Genomic DNA, 21,651 nt, shown 5'->3' with positions numbered 1-21,651 from the left:
GAAAACGAACAAATGACATGTTTGTTCGTTTTTGCTTGAATGGTAAGATTTACAGAGGAAAATCTAAAAAATAGAGAAATTTAGACTTTCGAAATATGCTATAATAAAGAAAATAAAAACAAGAGGTTTATCATGACAAAATTATATGGAAGCTTGGAAGCTGGCGGTACAAAGTTTGTCTGTGCTGTCGGTGATGAAAACTTTAACGTTGTAGAAAAAACACAATTTCCAACAACAACTCCAATCGAAACAATCGATAAAACCATTGAGTTCTTCTCGAAATTCGATAATCTTGCTGGTCTTGCAGTTGGTTCATTTGGTCCGATTGATATTGATAAAAACTCAAAAACTTATGGCTTTATCACAACGACTCCAAAACCAAACTGGGCAAATGTGGACTTGCTTGGTGCCCTTCGTCGCGCCCTAAACGTGCCAATGTACTTCACAACAGACGTAAACAGCTCTGCTTATGGTGAAGTGGTTGCCCGTAACAATGCTGGTGCTCGTATTGAAAACTTGGTTTACTACACAATCGGTACAGGTATCGGTGCAGGTGTTATCCAACGTGGTGAGTTTATCGGCGGTGTGGGTCACCCTGAAATGGGTCACTACTATGTTGCTAGACACCCAATGGATATTGAAAAAGAGTTTAAGGGTGTTTGTCCTTTCCATAAGGGATGTCTGGAAGGCTATGCAGCTGGTCCAAGTTTGGAAGCTCGTACAGGTGTACGTGGGGAAAATATTGAACTCAACAACCCTGTTTGGGATGTTCAAGCCTACTATATCGCTCAAGCTGCGGTTAATGCGACAGTGACTTTCCGCCCAGACGTGATTGTCTTTGGTGGAGGGGTCATGGCTCAACAACACATGCTGGACCGTGTCCGTGAGAAATTTACATCTCTTCTTAATGGCTACCTACCAGTACCTGATGTGCGTGAATACATCGTGACACCAGCAGTCGCAGGAAATGGTTCTGCTACTCTTGGGAACTTTGTACTTGCAAAAGAAGTTTCAAAATAAAGCACAAAATCCGCTTGGGAAACCAAACGGATTTTTTATGTGTCAAAGCATTTGCCAGAAGAAGTCAATAATATAGGTTAGACCGTAGGTATAAACCACGAGGGTAAAGGGCTTGGTCAGAATGATGATAGTCATATAGCGCTTGAAACTCATCTTGGTCAGGGCAGCCAGCATACAGAGAAAGTCAGCTGGACTAATGGGCCAAATCATCATAAAGATAAAGAAACGGTCAAAACGATTACCCTTATCCAACCAACCGATATACTTGTCATAGGTGCGTTTGCTGACGACAGACTGGACAAAGGCAGCCCCATAGAGGCGCACCAGATAAAAGATAATGGCACAGCCAATCACGATGCCGATATAGTTGTAGATCGTACCGATGATGTGCCCGTAAATAAAGACCCCTGCCACCGAGGTCAAGGCCCCAGGAATGATAGGGACGACCGTTTGTAAAATCTGTAAAAAGATAAAGAGAGGTGGCCCCCAGATGCCTGCCTGCTGGATAAAGGCAGAGAGGGTTTCCTTAGACTGTAAAACCCCAGCCTGATAAGCCCAAATACAGAAAATCAAACTCCCAACCCCGCCGACAATCGATGAGATGTTGATAACTTGCTGCAGAAGGGGAGAAACAGCTTTCATTTGTTTATCCTGTGACATGTAAACTCCTCATAGATAGTATAACTCTACTATACCATATTTTGGAGGAGAAAGGGGATTTGATTGTTTTTGGTAGAGTGAAGCTCAAGAATTTAAGCCTAATTTTATTCCATTTATAAAATTTAAGAACTGGTTTCATGATATAATGTGTATAAGTAAATTCATATTGGAGAAATTAAATGAAGTCAACAATAGAAAAAATTAATAAATTTAGAGATGATCGTGACTGGAGAAAATTTCATAATGAAAAAGATTTAGCTATATCTATTTCATTAGAAGCTAGTGAACTTTTAGAATTATTTCAATGGAAAGAATCAAAAGATGTTACCAGTAAATCATTAAAAAGAATAAAAGAGGAACTAGCTGATGTTTTTATTTATTCTATTATGTTAGCAGATAATCTAAATTTAGATATTGAAAATATTATTGATGAAAAATTAGAAAAAAATGCTAGAAAGTATCCTGTTGAGATTAGCAAAGGTAGTAATAAAAAATATACTGAGTTAGAGAAATAATGGCTAATATAAAAAGTCCAATTATAAGAGAGATAGAGTATTCAAACAATGCTCTTGTAGATCTTAAAAATCAATTTAATTTTAGCGGACATAAAAATGAGATAAAATTTTTATTTGATTATCCGGTTGTCTATATTGTTAACGATGAGAAGGATAATCAATTTAGTGTATATGTAGGAGAAACTACTGATATAATTAGACGAACAAGTCAACACTTAATGGATGATATAAAGAAAGGAAATAGAGATGATTGGAGAGATTTTGCAAAATCTCCGACAACGAAGATGTTTGTAATTGGTCACAATCATTTTAATAAGTCGTTAACTCTAGATATAGAAAACCGGTTAATGCTTTATTTATCAAGTGTTACTAATGTCATAAGAGTACAAAACAGAAAAGAAAATCCTCAAAATGAATATTATACATCTCACGAATTAGATTCAATTTTTTCAAAAATTTGGCGTTCGTTAAATAGAAAAAATGAGTACTTGTTTCCAGCTGAAAGTATAGTTAGAAATTCTGCAATATTTAAATCTTCTCCTTTTCATAAATTAACCAATGAGCAATTAAAAGCAAAAAATGAAATCATTTTTAAAATTACATCAGCGCTTAGTAAGAACGAGTTTGGAACTTTAATCTTGGTTAAAGGAGAAGCTGGTGCTGGTAAAACTGTTTTGATGAGTTCTTTAATCGATGATCTATTAAATTCTGATGACACGGATTTCATAAGAGAAAATAATGTAATTAATTTGGTTGTTAATCATGATGATCAATTGAGTGTCTATAAAGAAATAGAGAAAAAGCTTGAATGGAAGAGTGGTTCAACTCTTGATGTTGCTATGAAACCAACTCAGTTTTTAAATGCACTAAAAAAGCAAGATGCTAATGCTGGTATAGTTGTTATTGACGAAGGACACTTACTTTTGACTGCAAAAAATCAAGCTTATCAAGGTGGTAATCATTTAAAGGATATACTATCAAAATCGAAAGTAGTAGTTTTAGTGTACGATGATAATCAAATAATGAATAAATCTCAAATATGGGTAGATGATTCATTTTTGACTTTACAACATCAAGCGAGGCTGTCTGGCAATTTAATTGAATTAAATAATCAAATGCGTATAAAAGCTAGTGAATCAACAATTAGTTGGATTAGAAATGTTATTGATAAAAGAGAAATTACCAAATTAAAAGAAGATAATAACTATGATATCCAGATATTTAATTCTCCCAAGGGATTACAGAATGCTATTAAATTAAAAGATGAGAATCGTCATTTAGGGATTTCTAGGCTAATAGCAACTTATGATTGGGAATATAGCAGTCAATCTAAACCTGAATCTAAAGATTATTGGTGTGTGGAAATAGATGACTGGTCTTGTCCTTGGAATAGAGAATTGAGTAGGGATAGGAAAAACTCTAAACTTTCTTGGATTGAACAACCACAAACTATTGGTGAAGTAGGATCCACTTTTACTGTGCAAGGTTTTGATTTGAATTATGCTGGAGTCATTATTGGTCCATCGGTTAAATATAGAGATGGTAAAATTATGTTTGATATCTCTGCTAGTAAAAATAAAGGAGCAGTTCAAAATAGGAAACTCGAAAATGGTGAAATAAAAAATTTTGGTGAAGATCTTTTAAAAAATGAATTAAATGTTTTACTTACAAGAGGAGTAAATGGACTCTATATCTACGCAGTAGATGAAGAACTTCAAGCGGCTTTAAAAAAGGCAATTTTATAAGATTATAAGGTAGGAATAGATATTTCTGAATCCAAACATGGTATAATGTCAATTATGAATAACAACCAACGTGCCCTTTGCCAGCAACTCTGGGCGAGAAACAAATACCTCGTGTTGAGCCATTCCAGCAATATTTACAATGAGATTCGTCAGTATCTCAAGAATGAAGAGGTGGAGGTGAGTCAGGTTCAGGAGATGATTGATCGTGCCTGCCAGATTCCAGAACACAGGGGTCAGGTTTGCAATGCCTTTCAGCATATTTGGGGCTATTTCAAAAAGAAAGCGACAGATGTTGAGCGCAAAGACTACATGCTCTTGCTGGATCGCTACCGCTTTGGTCAAGCTTCCAAGGAAGACTTGATTGCTAAGACGAGAGACTTGCTTGAGCGTTACCCGAATGCTTATCTGCAACAGTCTACCTTGCTGAAAGGAAACACCCATGAGACTTTGGCATGAGGCTTTGATTTCACAACTTCCCCGTCCGCAACTCTTGGGACAGCATCGAGAGTGTTGTGCCTTGCGTGGAAATGGTTGGGGCAGAAAGCATGCGACGGTTGACTACGTCTTTACCCACTCGCCCTATCGTCTCTATGCCTATCATGACTTGATCATGGAGGAAATGGTTGACCGTGGCTATAATGTCAGTCCAGAGTGGCTGGACAAGAACTACCGTGGTAAGACTTGCCTTCCTTATGAAGATTTAGCAGAGGAAAAGTTGACTAGTCCTATATACAGCGAACATGACGATGCCTACTATGAGGAGTGTCTGGATAATCTCCGAGAGAAGGGGATTGACTTATAGTCTTTTCTAATAACAAGTCATAGTCACTTATAAGAATTACTAATAACACGTTTGAAGAGCCTAACTGCAATAGAGCTATAAAACAAGATATACAAAGGATTTGAGGCATGTGTCTCAAGTCTTTTTCTTTTGTCTAAAATAGAGGTATAGTTTCAAACTATATCAAAGCCTAATTTTTTACAATTATACAGATGATTTCTTTTCTGTTAAGATAGTTTCAACAACAAATTTTGGAGGACACATCATGTCAACTACAATCATCGGTTTCCCTCGTTTGGGAGAATTCCGCGAATTAAAATTTACAACTGAAAAATACTTTAGAAAAGAAATCTCAGAAGAAGAACTCTTGGCAGCAGCAAAAGACTTGCGTGCTAAACACTGGAACATTGTCAAAGAAAAAGGCATCACTGAAATTCCATCAAATGACTTCTCTCACTATGACAACTTCCTAGATGCAGCTTTCCTTTTCAATGTGGTACCTGCTTCAGTTCAAAACTTGGACTTGTCTGACCTTGAGCGCTACTTCGCTTTGGGTCGTGGTTACCAAGGAGAAAAAGGGGACGTTCGCGCCCTTCCAATGAAGAAATGGTTCAACACCAACTACCACTACATCGTTCCTAAGTTTGAAAAAGACACTCAAGTCAAACTTGCAGGTCACAAGATCTTCGATGAGTTCCAAGAAGCAAAAGAACTTGGATTGAACACTCGTCCAGTTCTTGTAGGTCCATTCACTTTCCTTCAATTGTCAGACTTTGAAGAAGGTGTGAAAGCAGAAGACTTCGTAGACAGCTTAGTGGCTGCTTACCAAGAAGTTTTTGCAAAATTGGCTGAACTTGGTGCAACTCGCATCCAATTGGATGAAGCGGCTCTTGTAAAAGACTTGACAGCTGAAGAAAAAGCTCTCTTCTTGAACCTTTACAATAAACTTTTGGCTGACAAAAAAGGTCTTGAAGTCTTGCTTCAAACTTACTTCGGAGATGTTCGTGACGTATACGCTGACCTTGTAAACTTGCCAGTAGATGCTATCGGTCTTGATTTCGTTGAAGGTAAGAAAACTCTTGAATTGGTTAAAGGTGGTTTCCCAGCTGATAAGACTCTTTATGCAGGTATTGTCAATGGTAAAAACATCTGGCGTAATAACTACGAAAAGAGCTTGGCTGTTCTTGAACAAATCCCAGCTGAAAACATTGTCTTGACAAGTTCATGCTCACTTCTTCATGTGCCATTTACAACTGCTAATGAAGAATTTGAACCAGCAATCTTGAACCACTTTGCCTTTGCAGTTGAAAAATTGGATGAGATTCGTGATTTGGATGCTATCCGCAATGGTCAAGGTGAAGAAGCTCTTGCAGCTAACAAAGAACTCTTTGCGACTGAGCGTGTGGGTGAAAATGCTGAACTTCGTGCTCGTATCGCTGGTTTGACAGACGCAGACTACACTCGTTTGCCAGCCTTTGCTGAACGTGAAGCTATCCAAGAAGAAGCTTTCAAACTTCCAGCTCTTCCAACAACAACTATCGGTTCATTCCCTCAAACTAAGGAAGTTCGTGCGAAACGTTTGGCTTACCGTAAAGGTGAATTGTCTCAAGAGGAGTACGACGCTTTCCTTGCTGAAACGATCGATGAATGGATCAAATGGCAAGAAGATATCGACTTTGATGTCCTTGTTCACGGTGAGTTCGAGCGTAATGACATGGTTGAGTACTTCGGCCAAAACTTGTCAGGATACCTCTTCTCTAAAAATGGTTGGGTACAATCATACGGTATGCGTGGGGTGAAACCACCAATCATCTGGAGTGATGTCACTCGTCTTAACCCTATTACTGTTAAATGGTCTAGCTATGCACAAAGCCGTACAAACAAACCTGTTAAAGGTATGTTGACTGGACCTGTTACCATCCTCAACTGGTCATTCCCACGTGAAGACATTTCTATCAAGGATTCTACTCTTCAAATCGCCCTTGCTATCAAGGATGAAGTGCTTGACCTTGAAGCTGCTGGTGTGAAAATCATCCAAATCGATGAGGCTGCCCTTCGTGAAAAATTGCCACTTCGTCGTAGCGACTGGTACGAAGACTACCTTGACTGGGCAATTCCTGCCTTCCGCTTGGTACACTCAACAGTAGCGCCAGATACTCAAATCCACACTCACATGTGTTACTCAGAATTTACAGATATCATTCCAGCGATCGATAACATGGATGCAGATGTTATTTCCTTTGAAGCTAGCCGTTCAAACCTTGAAATCTTGGACGAACTCAAAGCGAAAAACTTCCAAACAGAAGTGGGACCTGGGGTTTACGATATCCACTCACCTCGTGTACCAAATGAAGGCGAAATCGACAATACAATCGAAGCCATCCTTGCTAAAGTACCAAGCAAGAAAGTTTGGATCAACCCAGACTGTGGTTTGAAAACACGTGGTATTCCAGAAACAAAAGAAAGCTTGATCCGCCTTGTGGAAGCAGCTAAAGCTGCGCGTGAGAAATTGTAAGATAGGATTTCTCAAGAAGCGCTGTTTGGTCAATCTGCCTGTTTCACTTGGATTCTAGGAATCCAGCTAACGAAAAAATCAACTAGAAAAGGATAATGACTATGTCACGCCAAACACCGTCACTCTCATTTGAAGTGTTCCCTCCAAACCCAGCCGTGGGTAATGATAACATTATTTCTGCTCTTCAAGATATGCAGGAGTTGGCTCCTCACTTTATCAGTGTAACTGCCAGCAATAATAAATTTAATATCAAGGAAACGACGGTCCGTTTGGCTGATTTTATCCAAAATGACTTGGCGATTCCGACCATTGCCCACTTACCAGCTATCTATTTGACTAAGGACAAGGTTGCTGAAACCATTGCTGACTTGGACAAGGTTGGAGTGCAGAAAATCTTGGCTCTTCGTGGGGATATTATTCCAGACGTGGAACCACAAAAGGATTTCCGTTACGCAACTGACTTGATCGAGTTCATCAAGGAACAAGCCCCTCACTTTGATATTGTCGGAGCTTGTTATCCAGAAGGCCATCCAGATTCACCAAATCAGATTTCAGATATTCAAAATCTTAAGAAGAAAGTGGATGCAGGTTGTTCGAGCCTTGTAACTCAGCTTTTCTTTGACAATGAGCGCTTCTATGATTTCCAAGACAAGTGCATCTTGGCTGGGATTGATGTTCCTATTCATGCAGGGATTATGCCAATTCTGAATCGAAATCAGGCTCTCCGCCTCTTGAAGACTTGTGAGAATATCCATCTTCCACGCAAATTTAAAGCCATCTTAGACAAGTATGAGCATGACCCTGAGTCGCTCAGAGCAGCAGGACTTGCCTATGCAGTGGACCAAATCGTGGACTTGGTAACTCAGGATGTTGCCGGTGTGCATCTCTACACCATGAACAATGCTGAAACAGCAAAATACATCCACCAAGCGACCCATGCCTTGTTTAATCATCAGTCCTTAGGATAATAAAAAGCAAACCATTCTTCTCAGGTGAGAGGAATGGTTCCTTTTTAATGGTAAAGACCGTACTTTTTAAGAAAAATATGATAAAATAGACTCTGTACGTACTTGATACAAAGATGAGGGTATTTAGGTTGTAGAAGTTTGTTTAAAGTTTATTATTTTTTAAACAAAATCTGATGATGTGTGTCTCAAAAAACACGAACGGAGTGAGTATTTAAAAGATATCTCACGCTATCGTGGTATCCTAGAGAATAATTCTGTTATTTTCTAGGACGGAATTTTTGAGAGTAAAATAGTTCGGGAAACTATTTTAGCCTGAGCATAGAAATGAAAAGGCGAAGTACTCAAAAATTAATATTGAAATTCCCTGGATTTCTAAAATCATCCACTGGATAATTTTACCTCCCGTCCGCACTATTTCAGGGAAATATCAAAAAGATACTTAATTGAATTTTGGCCTCATTTCTTAGGAAAAAAGATAAGCCTCCTAGCACTCATCGAGTGCGGCGTCACCTTCCTATTTTTCTACAGAAATGTTCGGCAAGCCGAACCGTCCAAAATATCTTGTATAATTGAACCCGGCCGAAAAGCTGTGTAAAAAAGATAAACTGTCTTGTCTTCATCGAAGACTTCGTCAGTTTCCTATTTTTACTTTGCTTTTGACGTCCTTAGTATCTTGATCTTTGTAGGCAAGGCGTATAATTTCATCAATCCAAAGGGGATTAAAATGACAAAACAAGTGTTTCAAACGACTTTTGCGGGTCGTGAGTTAATTGTAGAGACTGGTCAGGTTGCTAAGCAAGCGAATGGCGCAGTTGTTGTACGTTACGGTGAGTCAACTGTCTTGACTGCTGCCGTTATGTCTAAGAAAATGGCAACTGGAGATTTCTTCCCTCTTCAAGTCAACTACGAAGAAAAAATGTATGCAGCTGGGAAGTTTCCTGGTGGCTTTATGAAACGTGAAGGACGTCCTTCAACAGATGCGACCTTGACAGCGCGTTTGATTGACCGTCCAATCCGTCCTATGTTTGCGGAAGGTTTCCGTAATGAAGTGCAAGTGATTAACACAGTACTTTCTTATGATGAAAATGCCTCTGCACCTATGGCAGCTATGTTTGGTTCTTCTTTAGCGCTTTCTATCTCAGATATTCCATTTGACGGACCAATCGCTGGGGTACAGGTTGGCTATGTGGATGGTCAAATCATCATCAACCCTACGCAAGAACAAGCAGAGCAATCTCTCCTTGAATTGACAGTAGCTGGTACCAAACACGCCATCAACATGGTAGAGTCTGGTGCTAAAGAATTGTCAGAAGAAATCATGCTGGAAGCTCTTCTTAAAGGGCATGAAGCAGTCAAAGAATTGATTGCCTTCCAAGAAGAAATCGTTGCAGCAGTTGGTAAGGAAAAAGCAGAAGTAGAATTGCTTCATGTGGACGCTGAATTGCAGGCTGAAATCATCGCAGCCTACAACAGTGACCTCCAAAAGGCAGTCCAAGTAGAAGAAAAATTGGCTCGTGAAGCTGCAACTCAAGCAGTTAAAGACCAAGTGACTGCTGTTTATGAAGAAAAATATGCAGATCACGAAGAATTTGACCGTATCATGCGTGATGTGGCTGAAATCTTGGAACAAATGGAACACGCTGAAGTGCGCCGCTTGATTACAGAAGACAAGATTCGTCCTGATGGTCGTAAGGTCGATGAAATCCGTCCTTTGGATGCGGTTGTTGACTTCCTTCCTCGTGTGCACGGTTCAGGTCTCTTCACTCGTGGGCAAACTCAGGCCCTTTCAGTCTTGACCTTGGCTCCGATGGGTGAAACTCAAATCATTGATGGTTTGGATCCAGAGTATAAGAAACGCTTTATGCACCATTATAACTTCCCTCAATACTCTGTAGGGGAAACTGGACGCTACGGTGCACCTGGTCGTCGTGAAATCGGTCACGGTGCTCTTGGTGAGCGTGCTCTTGCTCAAGTCTTGCCAAGTTTGGAAGAATTCCCATATGCTATCCGTTTGGTAGCTGAGGTCTTGGAATCAAATGGTTCTTCATCTCAGGCTTCTATCTGTGCGGGAACGCTTGCCCTTATGGCTGGTGGTGTGCCAATCAAGGCGCCAGTAGCAGGAATTGCCATGGGTCTTATTTCAGATGGAAACAACTATACAGTCTTGACAGATATCCAAGGTTTGGAAGATCACTTTGGAGACATGGACTTCAAGGTTGCAGGAACTCGTGACGGGATTACAGCCCTTCAAATGGATATCAAGATCCAAGGGATCACTGCAGAAATCTTGACTGAAGCCCTTGCCCAAGCCAAGAAAGCTCGTTTTGAAATCCTTGATGTGATTGAAGCAACTATTCCAGAAGTTCGTCCAGAATTGGCTCCAACTGCTCCGAAAATTGATACCATCAAGATTGATGTGGACAAGATTAAGATTGTCATCGGTAAGGGTGGAGAAACTATCGACAAGATTATCGCTGAAACAGGCGTTAAGATTGATATCGATGAAGAAGGAAATGTGTCTATCTACTCTAGCGACCAAGATGCTATTAACCGTGCTAAAGAAATTATTGCTGGTTTGGTCCGTGAAGCTAAGGTGGACGAAGTTTACCGTGCTAAAGTCGTTCGTATCGAGAAATTTGGTGCCTTTGTTAACCTCTTTGATAAGACAGATGCCCTTGTTCATATCTCTGAGATGGCTTGGACACGTACCAATAATGTCGAAGACTTGGTAGCAATCGGGGATGAAGTTGATGTTAAGGTTATCAAGATTGATGAAAAAGGACGTGTGGATGCTTCTATGAAGGCCCTTCTTCCTCGTCCTCCAAAACCTGAACGTGATGAAAAAGGTGAAAAAACAGAGCGTCCTCACCGCCCACGTCATCACAAGGATCACAAACCTAAGAAAGAAATTACAGAAACACCAAAAGATTCAGAATAAGAAAAGGAGAAATGTATGGGATGGTGGCGCGAAACCATTGATATCGTAAAAGAAAATGATCCAGCGGCCCGCACCACTTTGGAGGTTTTGCTGACTTATCCAGGTGTCAAGGCCTTGGCGGCCCACCGTCTCTCGCATTTTCTCTGGAAGCATGGCTTCAAACTCCTGGCTCGTATGCACAGTCAGTTCTGGCGCTTTTGGACTCAGATTGAGATTCATCCGGGTGCTCAGATTGATTCAGGTGTCTTTATCGACCACGGTTCTGGTCTGGTGATTGGGGAAACAGCGATTGTTGAAAAAGGCGTTATGCTTTACCACGGAGTAACTCTTGGTGGAACTGGTAAGGATGTTGGCAAACGCCATCCGACCGTTCGTCAGGGTGCCCTTATATCAGCCCATGCCCAAGTCATTGGTCCTGTAGAAATTGGTGCAAATGCCAAGGTCGGTGCTGCAGCAGTTGTCGTAGCAGATGTACCTAGTGATGTGACGGTTGTCGGTATTCCGGCCAAGATTGTCCGAGTTCATGGACAGAAGGATGAACCGACTATCCACGAAGTTGAAGAAAAACGAGAGTACTACGTCAATAAACTCGAGCAGGCTAAAGAAGCCAGTCACAGATCGTCTGGGTTGTAGAGGATGGCTATATGATTCAAGCAAGAAACAAGTTAAGCCAAGAGGAGCTATCTGAGGCGAAAAAACTAATTAACTGTTGCCAAAACTATGACGGTACCTATCGTGATCCTTATCTATCTAACATGCTTAATTTTGACCCAAACATGCCCGCCTTTTTCCTTTATTATGAAAAAGGCGAACTTGTTGGTTTATTAACTGTCTATGCAGATGACCAAGATGTAGAAGTGACGATACTGGTTCATCCAGATCATCGCCGTCAGGGAATTGCGCGTGCATTGTTTACTAGTTTTGAGAGAGAAACAGCTTCTTTTCCGATTCATTCAGTCACTTTTCAGACAGAGCGTGTTTTTCTAGACCGCCATCCTGATTTTGTTAGCAACTGGGGATTGGTCGAGGATGAAGAGACAGAAACTTGGTTAGGTAAGGATAGAAAACCTTATCCGTTAGCAAATGTTTCCAATCTTGAAGTTTTGTTAGCAGATAGTTCGTATCAGGATCAAATTAGTCAGTTAAAATTTCAGGCGTTCTCAGAGGAACATGAATCTAGAGAAGTTGTGGATAGATATGTCGTTGAAGCTCTGAAGGATCCAGAAAGTCGCTTATATATTTTGCTAAAAGACGGTCAGGTTATTGGGACTTGCACGGTAGATTTATCGACTAATACAAATTACTTCTACGGTTTAGCAATATCAGAACTTGAACGTGGGAAAGGCTATGGAAGCTACTTAGCAAAATCTCTAGTCAACCAATTGATTGAGCAAAATGATAAGGAATTTCAGATTGCAGTGGAAGATAGCAATGTAGGTGCCAAGCGTTTGTATGAAAAAATTGGCTTTGTCAAACAGACTCAGGTGGTTTATCTGAATGAGAAAGAGTAATAAATGCTATTAGAAGAATTTGAAAATGTACCTGCTGTTATAGAGCCAACTGATAGAAGCCTCCTTAGTGGTGGAGAAATCTGTGATACCATTATCTTGTCTTTTAATGGAAAAATCCTTGAACGAGTAAAGAAGATAGATGGTGTCTACGAAGGTGGCTATCTTACCAATCTAAATGGTAAACTGCCATGGTATATCTATGAAAAAGATGGAAGTAAGGTAGCAGTTGCTATGGCTCTTATTGGAGCTCCAATGGTTGTTGGCCTCTTGGAAGAACTCAAAGCAAGAGGATTTAAGAACTTTATCGTTTTAGGATCTTGCGGAGTTCTAGACCAGTCTATTCAAGCAGATAAGATTATCCTACCAAGTTCGGCTTTACGTGATGAAGGTACTAGTTATCACTATGCTCCAGCAAGTGATGAAATAGCCTATGAGCAATCTCTACTCTTAACTATGGAAAAAGCCTTGGATAAAGCTGGAATTGAGCACATTCGGACCAAGGCTTGGACGACAGATGCCTTCTATCGTGAGACAGCTGCTAAGGTCAAACGAAGACTAGTAGCAGGAGCTAGAGTTGTCGATATGGAAGCTTCAGCTATCATGGCCTGGGCCCAATATCGACTAGCCAATGTCTATCAATTTTTCTACACAGCTGACTATGTCGACCACCAAAATCACGAATGGGATGCTAGACGCGAGGATAGAAAAGCAGATGCTATGACTTTCTTTGAGATAGCATTAGTAATTGCTAGAGATTTGGATTGAAACTACTCTCTACTAATAGGTACGAATTGGAATTGCTGTTGTCTGGTTTATTTTTCTGGTTCAGCAAGGATTTTGCTGAATACTTTGATTAGCTTAGTTCTAATCATCTGGGTCTATCCCGCTAAGTGAAGGCGAAGCAGAACTAGAAAGGAAACTACAAGAATGGCAGTGTATTTTTACGGCTGTATCACCATGGATGGCTACTTGGCAGACAGCCAGCACAGGATAGACTGGTTGCATCAGCTTGGTTCTGTAGAGGATACAGGCTATGATGACTTTTACAGGCAAATGGATATCACCATCATGGGAAAGCGGACCTTTGAGGAAATCCAAGATTTGCAAGATGTAGAAAGTTTTTATCAAGCTACGGAAAACTATGTCTTTACGCATGATAGGCACCTGCCTGTCAGCAATTACCAGCCAGTAGCTGGGGATGTGGTGGACTTTGTTCACCAGATTAACAAAGGCAAAAATGTCTTTGTGATTGGTGGTAATTCCCTGGTAGGACCGCTCTTGGATGCGGATCTTTTCGACCACCTCATTATTCAGATAGCGCCCCTTATCCTGGGGAAGGGGGTTCCCCTCTTTACCCAAGAGGAAGGGCAGCGCTTTTACCAACTGGATAGCTGCAGACAAATTGGCCCTTTTGCAGAGCTGGTTTTCAGCCGAAAAAGTCAGAAATAGAGAAGGGAGTGGACCGTATGATTAAAATTTACGACACCATGTCTCGTGATTTGCGAGAATTTGTCCCGATTGAGGACGGCAAAGTCAAGATGTATGTTTGTGGGCCAACCGTGTATAACTATATCCACGTGGGGAATGCCCGTTCGACGGTAGCTTTTGATACCATTCGTCGATATTTTGAGTACCGTGGGTATGAGGTTGCCTATATTTCCAATTTTACGGATGTGGATGATAAGATTATCAACCGTGCCAAGGAAGAAGGCATTACGCCACAGGAGGTTGCGGACAAGTACATCACTGCCTTTCGTGAGGATGTGACGGCCTTGGGCGTCAAACCTGCGACTCGCCATCCGCGTGTAGTGGAGTTTATGATTGACATCATCCGTTTTGTGGAAGACTTGATTGAAAAAGGTTTTGCCTATGAGAGTCAAGGGGATGTTTACTTCCGTGTGGAAAAATCCCACAACTATGCTAAATTAGCAAATAAAACCTTGGAAGATTTGGAGCTAGGTGCTTCAGGTCGTACCGATGAAGAAACGGCTCGTAAGGAAAATCCTGTGGACTTTGCCCTCTGGAAAGCTGCCAAGCTAGGCGAGATTTCTTGGGATAGTCCTTGGGGACCTGGTCGTCCAGGCTGGCACATCGAGTGTTCAGTCATGTCAACAGAGATTTTGGGCGATACCATTGATATCCACGGTGGCGGAGCCGACCTAGAGTTTCCTCATCATACCAATGAAATTGCCCAGTCAGAAGCCAAAACAGGTCAGACCTTTGCCAACTACTGGATGCACAATGGCTTTGTCAATATCGATAATGTCAAGATGTCTAAGTCTTTGGGGAACTTTATCACTGTTCATGATGCCCTGAAGACTCTTGATGGTCAAGTGCTTCGTTTCTTCTTTGCGACTCAACATTATCGCAAACCTATCAACTTTACGGAAAAGGCAGTGCGGGATGCGGAGACCAATCTCAAGTATATGAAGAACACTTATGAGCAACCATTTACTGGAACTGTAGATGCTCAAGAGTTACAAGCCTTTAAAGATAAGTTTGTAGCAGCTATGGATGAAGATTTTAACGCTGCTAACGGTATTACAGTAGTCTTTGAAATGGCCAAATGGATCAATTCTGGCAACTATGATGCAAGTGTCAAGCAAGCTCTTGCAGATATGTTGGAAGTCTTTGGGATTGTCTTTGTTGAGGAAGTATTGGATGTAGAGATTGAAGCCTTGATTCAAAAACGCCAAGAAGCGCGTGCCAATCGTGACTTTGCCACGGCGGACCAAATCCGTGACCAATTGGCTGCTCAAGGAATTAAGCTCCTTGACACCAAGGATGGAGTGAGGTGGACACGTGATTGATGTCAATCTCATTAATGGGATTGCGTTAGCTTTTGAGGGGGACGCGGTGTATTCTATGTATATTCGTCGTCACCTCATCCTCAAAGGTATGACCAAGCCCAATAAACTCCACCAAGAGGCGACCAAGTATGTGTCAGCCAAGGCTCAGGCTCGCCTAATTGCCCTTATGTTGGAGGAGAAAGTCTTGACAGAAAAAGAAGAAGAAATCTACAAACGTGGTCGCAATACCAATAGTCACACCAAGGCTAAAAATGCCAATGTGGTGACTTACCGTATGTCTACAGGTTTTGAAGCAGTCATGGGCTATCTTCATATGACTGAAAATCTGGAACGTCTTGAGAGCTTGATTTCGTGGTGCATCCAAAAAGTGGAGGGCTAGGACATGATAGCAAAAGAACTACAAGACTGGTTTCCTGAGGCTCAGATTTCAGACCAACCAGTAGAGAAAGAGGGCTATCTCACACTCCCTTTAGCTTCTCAGCAGTGGATTCTGCTGGAGGAAGCTGAACTCAGCGAGCGCGAAAAGCAGTTGGTTGCCCTTTTGACTCAGCAGGAGCAGACTCGCTCGCTCAATCCTTGGTATTCTTTTCTGATTGAGGGCAAGGGACAGGCACCACAAACTTTTAAAAAGATTCAGCTGGTTTATTGCCATCTTTCCTATTTTCAGCAGGAAAATCTAGCTTCTTGGTTGGATATGATGCGGACACTATTTCCAAACTGTCAGACGGAGCTTCAAGTCGGAGCTCAGGACTATGTTTTCGTGCTTCAACAAGATAAATACACCTCTGTACGAACTATTTTAAGTGATACGATTGAAGCAGTTGAGTATGACTTTGGACTGCGTCTCTCTATTATGTTAGGTCAGGTTTGGTCTCAGATGGGCCATCAAGCCCTATCAGACTTAATCAAAGCAGAGCGGGATTTGTTTAAGACTTGGTGGCGTCAGGGCCACCAAGGTGTTCATACTTTTTCTCAGCTCTATCTTTGGAGTATGGGAGAAAGGCTCGTGGATTTGAAGGCAATCAAGGAATGTCTACATCAGATGATTTTGGACCAGGACCAGATTCAGGAAATCATTCTCTCCCTTTGGGAAAATAGTGCTGTTCTCACTAAAACAGCCCAGCAACTCTATCTGCACCGCAATTCTCTCCAATACAAGATTGATAAGTGGGAAGAATTGACAGGGCTACAGTTGAAGGAATTGACTGACCTGACCTTGTGTTATCAGTTGATTTTACCAGATATTCTCTAAAGTTTTGTGCAAGTTGCACAGAACTTTTTTATTTTTTTGGTCATCTTGCCATAGAAATATAAAGCGTTTTCATCTATAATAAAACTATCAAAAGACAAAAGGAGTTCACCTCATGGTAGAATTGAATCTTAAAAACATTTACAAAAAATATCCAAACAGCGAACACTATTCAGTTGAAGACTTCAACTTGGACATCAAAGACAAAGAATTTATCGTTTTCGTAGGTCCTTCAGGATGTGGTAAATCAACAACTCTTCGTATGATTGCTGGTCTTGAAGATATCACAGAAGGAACTGCATCTATCGATGGCGTGGTTGTCAACGACGTAGCTCCAAAAGACCGTGACATTGCCATGGTATTCCAAAACTACGCTCTTTACCCACACATGACTGTTTATGACAACATGGCTTTCGGTTTGAAATTGCGTAAATACAGCAAGGAAGATATCGACAAACGTGTACAAGAAGCAGCTGAAATCCTTGGATTGAAAGAGTTCTTGGAACGTAAACCTGCTGACCTTTCTGGTGGTCAACGTCAACGTGTTGCCATGGGTCGTGCGATCGTCCGTGATGCAAAAGTATTCTTGATGGACGAACCTTTGTCAAACTTGGATGCTAAACTTCGTGTATCAATGCGTGCTGAAATTGCGAAAATCCACCGTCGTATCGGAGCTACAACTATCTACGTAACTCACGACCAAACAGAAGCGATGACACTTGCAGACCGTATCGTTATCATGTCAGCAACTAAAAACCCTGCTGGTACAGGTACTATCGGACGTGTAGAACAAATCGGTACCCCTCAAGAAGTTTACAAAAATCCAGTTAACAAGTTCGTTGCAGGATTCATCGGAAGCCCAGCTATGAACTTCATCAACGTGAAATTGGTTGGTAGCGAAATTATTTCTGACGGTTTCCGTTTGAAAGTTCCAGAAGGAGCATTGAAAGTTCTTCGTGAAAAAGGCTACGAAGGTAAAGAATTGATCTTTGGTATCCGTCCAGAAGATGTGAATGCAGAACCTGCTTTCCTTGAAACATTCCCAGAATCAGTTGTCAAAGCTACTATCTCTGTATCAGAATTGCTTGGTTCAGAATCTCATCTTTACTGCCAAGTTGGTAAAGACGAATTTGTTGCCAAAGTTGATGTTCGTGACTACTTGCAAACAGGTGCAACAGTTGAACTTGGATTTGACTTGAACAAAGCACACTTCTTTGATGTCGAAACTGAAAAAACAGTCTACTAAGATAAATGAAACACAAAACACTGCTAGAAATCTGGCAGTGTTTTTTTTGCGATTGCGTAAAAAAACTCCTGGGAAATTCCAGGAGAGTATGAGTAATTATTTGAACTTGAATCCTTCGTAAATAAGCTCTGCTTTGGGATTTTGTTTCTTAATCTGTTTAGCAAGTGACTTCATCATAGAAAGAGGACCACACATATAGACGCTTGCATGTTCGGGCACTTTTTCTTGATCAAAATTAAGATATCCATCTTTTGTACTGTCTATTAGATGGAATTCGAAATTAGGGTTTTTCTGAGCATAGTCACGGAGCAAATTCAGATAGATTGCATTTTCTTCTCCACGGAAACTATAGTAGAAGTGAACCTGTTTATCTAAAATAGGATGTTCACGGATGTAAGAGATAAAGGGGGAGATCCCAATACCTCCAGCAATCCAAACCTGATTTTTTCGTCCTTCTTCTATGATCATGTGTCCGTAAGCTCTGTCTACAGTTACTTTGCTGCCTACTTGAAGATTGTCATAGATATTCTTGGTATGGTCGCCTGAATTTTTGACAGTAAAGTAAAGAGTTTGACCGTGACCGCCTGAGATAGAGAAGGGATGTGGAGCACTTTCAAAATCTTCTTGGAAAATCTTTAGGAAGGCAAATTGTCCTGCTTGATAGTTGAAAGGTCTGTTAAGATGGATTTGAATTTCTCTAGTATCGTGATTCAAGCGTTTGAGATTGGTGATTTTTCCAAGGTATGGGAAGGTGATTATCTGGTAAAGGAAGATGATGTAAACCCCAGCTAGTAAGCCTAAAAGGGCATAGCTACCAACAACAAAACTTAGAAGATTAAATGTGAGGAGGCGATTGCCCATCATCATGTAGACGTGAAAGAGTCCGAAAATATAAGCTAGGTAAACTAGACGGTGAATCCATCGCCAAGCTTCGTATTGGATGTATTTGCCTAAATAGGCGACAAGGATGATGCTGATAAAGATATAGATTGCAAGATTGCCAAACTGAGCAGCTAATCGAGAGCCCCACAAACCGCCCATACTAAAGTTATGAAAGATTAGCAGAATGATGGAGAGAAAGGCTGTAAATTTGTGGACAGTATAGACCTTCTCCAAACCGTGAAACCAGCTTTCTAGTAGTGGAAGACGAGTGGCTAGGATAAAAGTTAGAGATAGGCTTGTTAAAGCTAGTCCTGGAATCATGAATTGGGGAGAAGTGCTCATCCAAGTCAAAATAGTCAAGACAAAGCTAGCTATGATAAAGAGTAGTCCTTTGATTGATTTCATAGAAAATTCCATTTTATTTAGATTTGATTTGTTGTAAACAAATTTGTTACATTTTATCATAGAAAAAGTATAGTGTCAAATTGAGGTCTATAAATATCTACTCTCATCAAAAAAACTCTCCAATTTAACTGGAGAGTGGCTGTTTATACTCAATGAAAATCAAAGAGCAAACTAGGAAGCTAGCCGCAGGCTGTACTTGAGTACGGCAAGGTGAAGCTGACGTGGTTTGAAGAGATTTTCGAAGAGTATTATTCTGCAGCTTGTTGCCAACGTTTGGCTAGCATATGAGATAGGCTAGAAATTGCTAGGTTAAAGCTGAAATAGATGAGGGCAATCAGGATATAGAGGCTGAAGACCTGCTCTGGTTCGAAATAACGGCCCATGAGAATTTGGCTGGCTCCAAAGAGTTCTTGTAGGGCGATAACAGAGTAGAGAAGACTGGTATCCTTAATCACGGTTACAAACTGAGAAATGATGGCTGGTAACATTTTACGGATTGCTTGTGGGAGAATGATGTGGTAGAGGATTTGTGTAGAAGTAAATCCTTGTGACATTCCTGCTTCGTACTGTCCCTTGTCCACGGCGTTGAGGCCACCTCGGATAATCTCAGCTAGAGCTGCTGAGGTAAAGAGAGTGAAGGCAGTGATTCCTGCTGGTGTGGATTTCATTTTGAAAACTAAAAAGATGGTGAAAATCCAGAGGAGGTTGGGAACGTTGCGCACAAACTCGATGTAAATGCTGGAGATGATTCGTAAGACAGGATTTTTGCCATTTCTCATGACGGCTAGCACCGTTCCGATAAGGGTAGAGAGGACGATAGCGATTAGAGAAATGTAGAGGGTCAAGCCAAATCCTTTAAAGATAAAGACTAGGTTATCTGGGGTCAAAACTTCTAAAATGGATTCCATAGTAACCTCCTAAAGTGAATAGGCTTTTTTGTTGGCTTGCTCCATCTTGCGGCCAAACTGGGCAACAGGGAAGCATAGAGAAAAGTAGAGAAGGGCAGCACCTAAAAATGCTGGAATGTAGTTTCCGTTAAGTGCTGACCAAGACTTGGTCACAAACATCAAGTCTACACCAGAGATGATAGCGACTGTCGAGGTATTCTTGATGAGGTTGACGATTTGGTTGGTCAAAGGAGGGAGAATGATACGGAAGGCCTGAGGCAAGATAATTAAGCGCATGGCACTGATATAGGTAAACCCTTGCGACAAGGCAGCCTCCATCTGACCGCTAGGAATAGACTGAATACCTGAGCGAATAACCTCGGCGATATAGGCACCGTGATAGAGCCCTACGCAGAGTACAGCTGTCCAATAAATCGGAATCATGATGATATGGTCACTAATAAGAGGCAAACCATAAAAAACGATAACAAACTGCACCAAGAGGGGAGTATTTTGATAAAATTCGACAAAGATACGAGCTAAAATACGCAAAATTGGACGTTTACTGGTCGACATGGCTCCGAAGAAGATGCCCAAGACCATGGCGAGGATAAAGGATCCAATCGCTAGGGCAAGAGTGAAGAGGAAACCATTGAAAAATTGTCCAAAATCCTGAAAATAGGTTGTCCAAGATGATAAATCTGTCATGGGGTGTCCTCCTTAATCTGCAGTATGGCTAGATGGTTTGAGCTTGTAACGGTCATAAAGTTTCTGTAAACTACCATCCTTGCTCCATTTAGTGACCAAGTTATCAAGATAGTCGTTGAGTTCGGTATTTGATTTCTTGGTAACGATACCGTAGTCAGATGGTTTGAAACTATCATCTAGTAGTACTGTGCGTTTGCTGATGTAGCCAGACAGAATAGATCGGTCAACGGAAAAGGCATCAATACGGTGAGCGTGTAGGGAAGTGATCAATTCTGGGTAGGAACCAAGTTCGACGAATTTAAAGGTTAGACCTTTCTTTTTACCAAGTTCAGTAATCAGGCGTTGAGTAATGGAGCCTTGGGCAACTCCGATGGTTTTGCCGTTTAGGTCTTCAATACTTTTGATTTTGGCAGACTTATTGACCAAAAAGCCAGATGCGTCCGTGTAGTAGGGGCTGGTAAAGTTGTAGAGTTTTTTGCGTTCGTCTGTGATGGTAAAGGTCGCGATATCCATGTCAACTTGTTCATTGTCTAGGAGCGGTCCACGAGTTTGCGCGGTAACAGGAACATAGCGAACCTTGACCTTGAGCTCATCTGCAACCATCTTGGCCAAGTCAGTTTCGATACCAGAATAGGTCCCTGTCTTGGAATCCTTATAGCCAAAGTTGGGAACGTCTTGTTTGACACCGACAACTAGCTCGCCTCTTTTTTGAATATCTGCGACGCTTGTATCGGCCTGAACTGGTTTTGCAGCAGCAAGGCCGAAAAGGCTAATCAATAATGCTGATAAAAAGAATTTCTTTTTCATAAGC

The 21,651-nt window shown here is 41.1% G+C and carries 21 protein-coding genes; 16 read left to right on the top strand and 5 right to left on the bottom strand.

The genetic code is table 11. From position 1 onward, the window contains the following. The first annotated feature begins 132 nt into the window (after window positions 1-132). Entirely contained in the window at window positions 133-1,020 is an 888-nt protein-coding gene (scrK, locus tag B7699_RS07330) for a fructokinase ScrK (protein WP_084927800.1), read from the top strand. Between the two features lie 42 nt (window positions 1,021-1,062). Here scrK and B7699_RS07325 read toward each other — a convergent pair whose 3' ends face one another. Further along, window positions 1,063-1,680 (bottom strand): TVP38/TMEM64 family protein, encoded by a 618-nt coding sequence (locus B7699_RS07325; RefSeq protein ID WP_000076170.1) that lies wholly within the window; start codon window positions 1,678-1,680, stop codon window positions 1,063-1,065. Window positions 1,681-1,859: 179 nt separating this feature from the next. On the opposite strand from B7699_RS07325, the gene B7699_RS07320 reads away from it, so the two are divergent. From B7699_RS07320 to B7699_RS07250, 15 genes are all read left to right on the top strand, one after another. Continuing rightward, window positions 1,860-2,195 carry a nucleotide pyrophosphohydrolase gene (locus B7699_RS07320; RefSeq protein WP_004255465.1) on the top strand — a complete coding sequence of 112 codons (336 nt, stop codon included), beginning with the start codon at window positions 1,860-1,862 and terminating at the stop codon, window positions 2,193-2,195. After that, window positions 2,195-3,940 carry a DNA/RNA helicase domain-containing protein gene (locus tag B7699_RS07315; RefSeq protein ID WP_084927798.1) on the top strand — a complete coding sequence of 582 codons (1,746 nt, stop codon included), beginning with the start codon at window positions 2,195-2,197 and terminating at the stop codon, window positions 3,938-3,940. Before B7699_RS07320 ends, B7699_RS07315 begins: the two co-directional genes overlap by 1 nt. Window positions 3,941-3,994: 54 nt before the next feature. Next, the gene (locus tag B7699_RS07310; RefSeq protein ID WP_419991781.1) at window positions 3,995-4,396 is read left to right on the top strand and encodes a YbgA family protein; all 402 of its coding nucleotides are present in this window, start codon (window positions 3,995-3,997) and stop codon (window positions 4,394-4,396) included. After that, window positions 4,380-4,742 (top strand): TIGR02328 family protein, encoded by a 363-nt coding sequence (locus B7699_RS07305; RefSeq protein ID WP_084927796.1) that lies wholly within the window; start codon window positions 4,380-4,382, stop codon window positions 4,740-4,742. The genes B7699_RS07310 and B7699_RS07305 overlap by 17 nt, the downstream gene beginning before the upstream one ends. Window positions 4,743-4,986: 244 nt before the next feature. Beyond that, entirely contained in the window at window positions 4,987-7,236 is a 2,250-nt protein-coding gene (gene metE / locus B7699_RS07300; protein ID WP_084927794.1) for a 5-methyltetrahydropteroyltriglutamate--homocysteine S-methyltransferase, read from the top strand. A gap of 101 nt (window positions 7,237-7,337) precedes the next feature. After that, entirely contained in the window at window positions 7,338-8,204 is an 867-nt protein-coding gene (gene metF, locus B7699_RS07295) for a methylenetetrahydrofolate reductase [NAD(P)H] (protein WP_000089967.1), read from the top strand. 724 nt (window positions 8,205-8,928) lie between these two features. Further along, complete coding sequence (gene pnp / locus B7699_RS07290) at window positions 8,929-11,142, top strand: polyribonucleotide nucleotidyltransferase (protein ID WP_084927792.1); 2,214 nt, start codon at window positions 8,929-8,931, stop codon at window positions 11,140-11,142. Between the two features lie 15 nt (window positions 11,143-11,157). Then, window positions 11,158-11,775 (top strand): serine O-acetyltransferase, encoded by a 618-nt coding sequence (cysE, locus tag B7699_RS07285; RefSeq protein WP_020903022.1) that lies wholly within the window; start codon window positions 11,158-11,160, stop codon window positions 11,773-11,775. 11 nt (window positions 11,776-11,786) lie between these two features. After that, complete coding sequence (locus tag B7699_RS07280; RefSeq protein ID WP_084927790.1) at window positions 11,787-12,653, top strand: GNAT family N-acetyltransferase; 867 nt, start codon at window positions 11,787-11,789, stop codon at window positions 12,651-12,653. Window positions 12,654-12,656: 3 nt separating this feature from the next. Beyond that, entirely contained in the window at window positions 12,657-13,418 is a 762-nt protein-coding gene (locus tag B7699_RS07275) for a nucleoside phosphorylase (protein ID WP_084927789.1), read from the top strand. 162 nt (window positions 13,419-13,580) lie between these two features. Next, window positions 13,581-14,102: a dihydrofolate reductase family protein gene (locus B7699_RS07270; protein ID WP_084927787.1), complete on the top strand. Its 522-nt coding sequence runs from the start codon at window positions 13,581-13,583 to the stop codon at window positions 14,100-14,102. A gap of 17 nt (window positions 14,103-14,119) precedes the next feature. Further along, window positions 14,120-15,463: a cysteine--tRNA ligase gene (cysS, locus tag B7699_RS07265; RefSeq protein ID WP_084927785.1), complete on the top strand. Its 1,344-nt coding sequence runs from the start codon at window positions 14,120-14,122 to the stop codon at window positions 15,461-15,463. Beyond that, complete coding sequence (locus B7699_RS07260; RefSeq protein WP_084927783.1) at window positions 15,456-15,842, top strand: Mini-ribonuclease 3; 387 nt, start codon at window positions 15,456-15,458, stop codon at window positions 15,840-15,842. The genes cysS and B7699_RS07260 overlap by 8 nt, the downstream gene beginning before the upstream one ends. A gap of 3 nt (window positions 15,843-15,845) precedes the next feature. Further along, window positions 15,846-16,715, top strand: coding sequence for a helix-turn-helix domain-containing protein (locus tag B7699_RS07255; protein ID WP_084927781.1), 870 nt, complete (start codon window positions 15,846-15,848; stop codon window positions 16,713-16,715). Window positions 16,716-16,827: 112 nt separating this feature from the next. Continuing rightward, entirely contained in the window at window positions 16,828-17,958 is a 1,131-nt protein-coding gene (locus B7699_RS07250) for an ABC transporter ATP-binding protein (RefSeq protein ID WP_084927779.1), read from the top strand. 96 nt (window positions 17,959-18,054) lie between these two features. Here the strand turns inward: B7699_RS07250 and B7699_RS07245 are convergent, their stop codons facing one another. From B7699_RS07245 to B7699_RS07230, 4 genes are all read right to left on the bottom strand, one after another. After that, window positions 18,055-19,245 (bottom strand): ferredoxin reductase family protein, encoded by a 1,191-nt coding sequence (locus B7699_RS07245; RefSeq protein ID WP_192852022.1) that lies wholly within the window; start codon window positions 19,243-19,245, stop codon window positions 18,055-18,057. Between the two features lie 248 nt (window positions 19,246-19,493). Continuing rightward, the gene (locus B7699_RS07240) at window positions 19,494-20,153 is read right to left on the bottom strand and encodes an amino acid ABC transporter permease (protein WP_084862992.1); all 660 of its coding nucleotides are present in this window, start codon (window positions 20,151-20,153) and stop codon (window positions 19,494-19,496) included. Between the two features lie 9 nt (window positions 20,154-20,162). After that, window positions 20,163-20,840: an amino acid ABC transporter permease gene (locus B7699_RS07235; protein WP_084927776.1), complete on the bottom strand. Its 678-nt coding sequence runs from the start codon at window positions 20,838-20,840 to the stop codon at window positions 20,163-20,165. A gap of 12 nt (window positions 20,841-20,852) precedes the next feature. Continuing rightward, window positions 20,853-21,647 (bottom strand): transporter substrate-binding domain-containing protein, encoded by a 795-nt coding sequence (locus tag B7699_RS07230; protein ID WP_084927774.1) that lies wholly within the window; start codon window positions 21,645-21,647, stop codon window positions 20,853-20,855. Window positions 21,648-21,651 lie beyond the last annotated feature (4 nt).

It is taken from the genome of Streptococcus mitis, assembly GCF_002096835.1.
Taxonomy (GTDB): domain Bacteria; phylum Bacillota; class Bacilli; order Lactobacillales; family Streptococcaceae; genus Streptococcus; species Streptococcus mitis_W.
This window is presented reverse-complemented; position numbering and strand designations above follow the sequence as displayed.

Excerpts from the sequence above, each read along its gene's own strand:
- scrK (WP_084927800.1), top strand. The coding sequence starts at position 133 with ATGACAAAATTATATGGAAGCTTGGAAGCTGGCGGTACAAAGTTTGTC.
- B7699_RS07325 (WP_000076170.1), bottom strand. The coding sequence starts at position 1,680 with ATGTCACAGGATAAACAAATGAAAGCTGTTTCTCCCCTTCTGCAGCAA.
- B7699_RS07320 (WP_004255465.1), top strand. The coding sequence starts at position 1,860 with ATGAAGTCAACAATAGAAAAAATTAATAAATTTAGAGATGATCGTGAC.
- B7699_RS07315 (WP_084927798.1), top strand. The coding sequence starts at position 2,195 with ATGGCTAATATAAAAAGTCCAATTATAAGAGAGATAGAGTATTCAAAC.
- B7699_RS07310 (WP_419991781.1), top strand. The coding sequence starts at position 3,995 with ATGAATAACAACCAACGTGCCCTTTGCCAGCAACTCTGGGCGAGAAAC.
- B7699_RS07305 (WP_084927796.1), top strand. The coding sequence starts at position 4,380 with ATGAGACTTTGGCATGAGGCTTTGATTTCACAACTTCCCCGTCCGCAA.
- metE (WP_084927794.1), top strand. The coding sequence starts at position 4,987 with ATGTCAACTACAATCATCGGTTTCCCTCGTTTGGGAGAATTCCGCGAA.
- metF (WP_000089967.1), top strand. The coding sequence starts at position 7,338 with ATGTCACGCCAAACACCGTCACTCTCATTTGAAGTGTTCCCTCCAAAC.
- pnp (WP_084927792.1), top strand. The coding sequence starts at position 8,929 with ATGACAAAACAAGTGTTTCAAACGACTTTTGCGGGTCGTGAGTTAATT.
- cysE (WP_020903022.1), top strand. The coding sequence starts at position 11,158 with ATGGGATGGTGGCGCGAAACCATTGATATCGTAAAAGAAAATGATCCA.
- B7699_RS07280 (WP_084927790.1), top strand. The coding sequence starts at position 11,787 with ATGATTCAAGCAAGAAACAAGTTAAGCCAAGAGGAGCTATCTGAGGCG.
- B7699_RS07275 (WP_084927789.1), top strand. The coding sequence starts at position 12,657 with ATGCTATTAGAAGAATTTGAAAATGTACCTGCTGTTATAGAGCCAACT.
- B7699_RS07270 (WP_084927787.1), top strand. The coding sequence starts at position 13,581 with ATGGCAGTGTATTTTTACGGCTGTATCACCATGGATGGCTACTTGGCA.
- cysS (WP_084927785.1), top strand. The coding sequence starts at position 14,120 with ATGATTAAAATTTACGACACCATGTCTCGTGATTTGCGAGAATTTGTC.
- B7699_RS07255 (WP_084927781.1), top strand. The coding sequence starts at position 15,846 with ATGATAGCAAAAGAACTACAAGACTGGTTTCCTGAGGCTCAGATTTCA.
- B7699_RS07250 (WP_084927779.1), top strand. The coding sequence starts at position 16,828 with ATGGTAGAATTGAATCTTAAAAACATTTACAAAAAATATCCAAACAGC.
- B7699_RS07245 (WP_192852022.1), bottom strand. The coding sequence starts at position 19,245 with ATGAAATCAATCAAAGGACTACTCTTTATCATAGCTAGCTTTGTCTTG.
- B7699_RS07240 (WP_084862992.1), bottom strand. The coding sequence starts at position 20,153 with ATGGAATCCATTTTAGAAGTTTTGACCCCAGATAACCTAGTCTTTATC.
- B7699_RS07235 (WP_084927776.1), bottom strand. The coding sequence starts at position 20,840 with ATGACAGATTTATCATCTTGGACAACCTATTTTCAGGATTTTGGACAA.
- B7699_RS07230 (WP_084927774.1), bottom strand. The coding sequence starts at position 21,647 with ATGAAAAAGAAATTCTTTTTATCAGCATTATTGATTAGCCTTTTCGGC.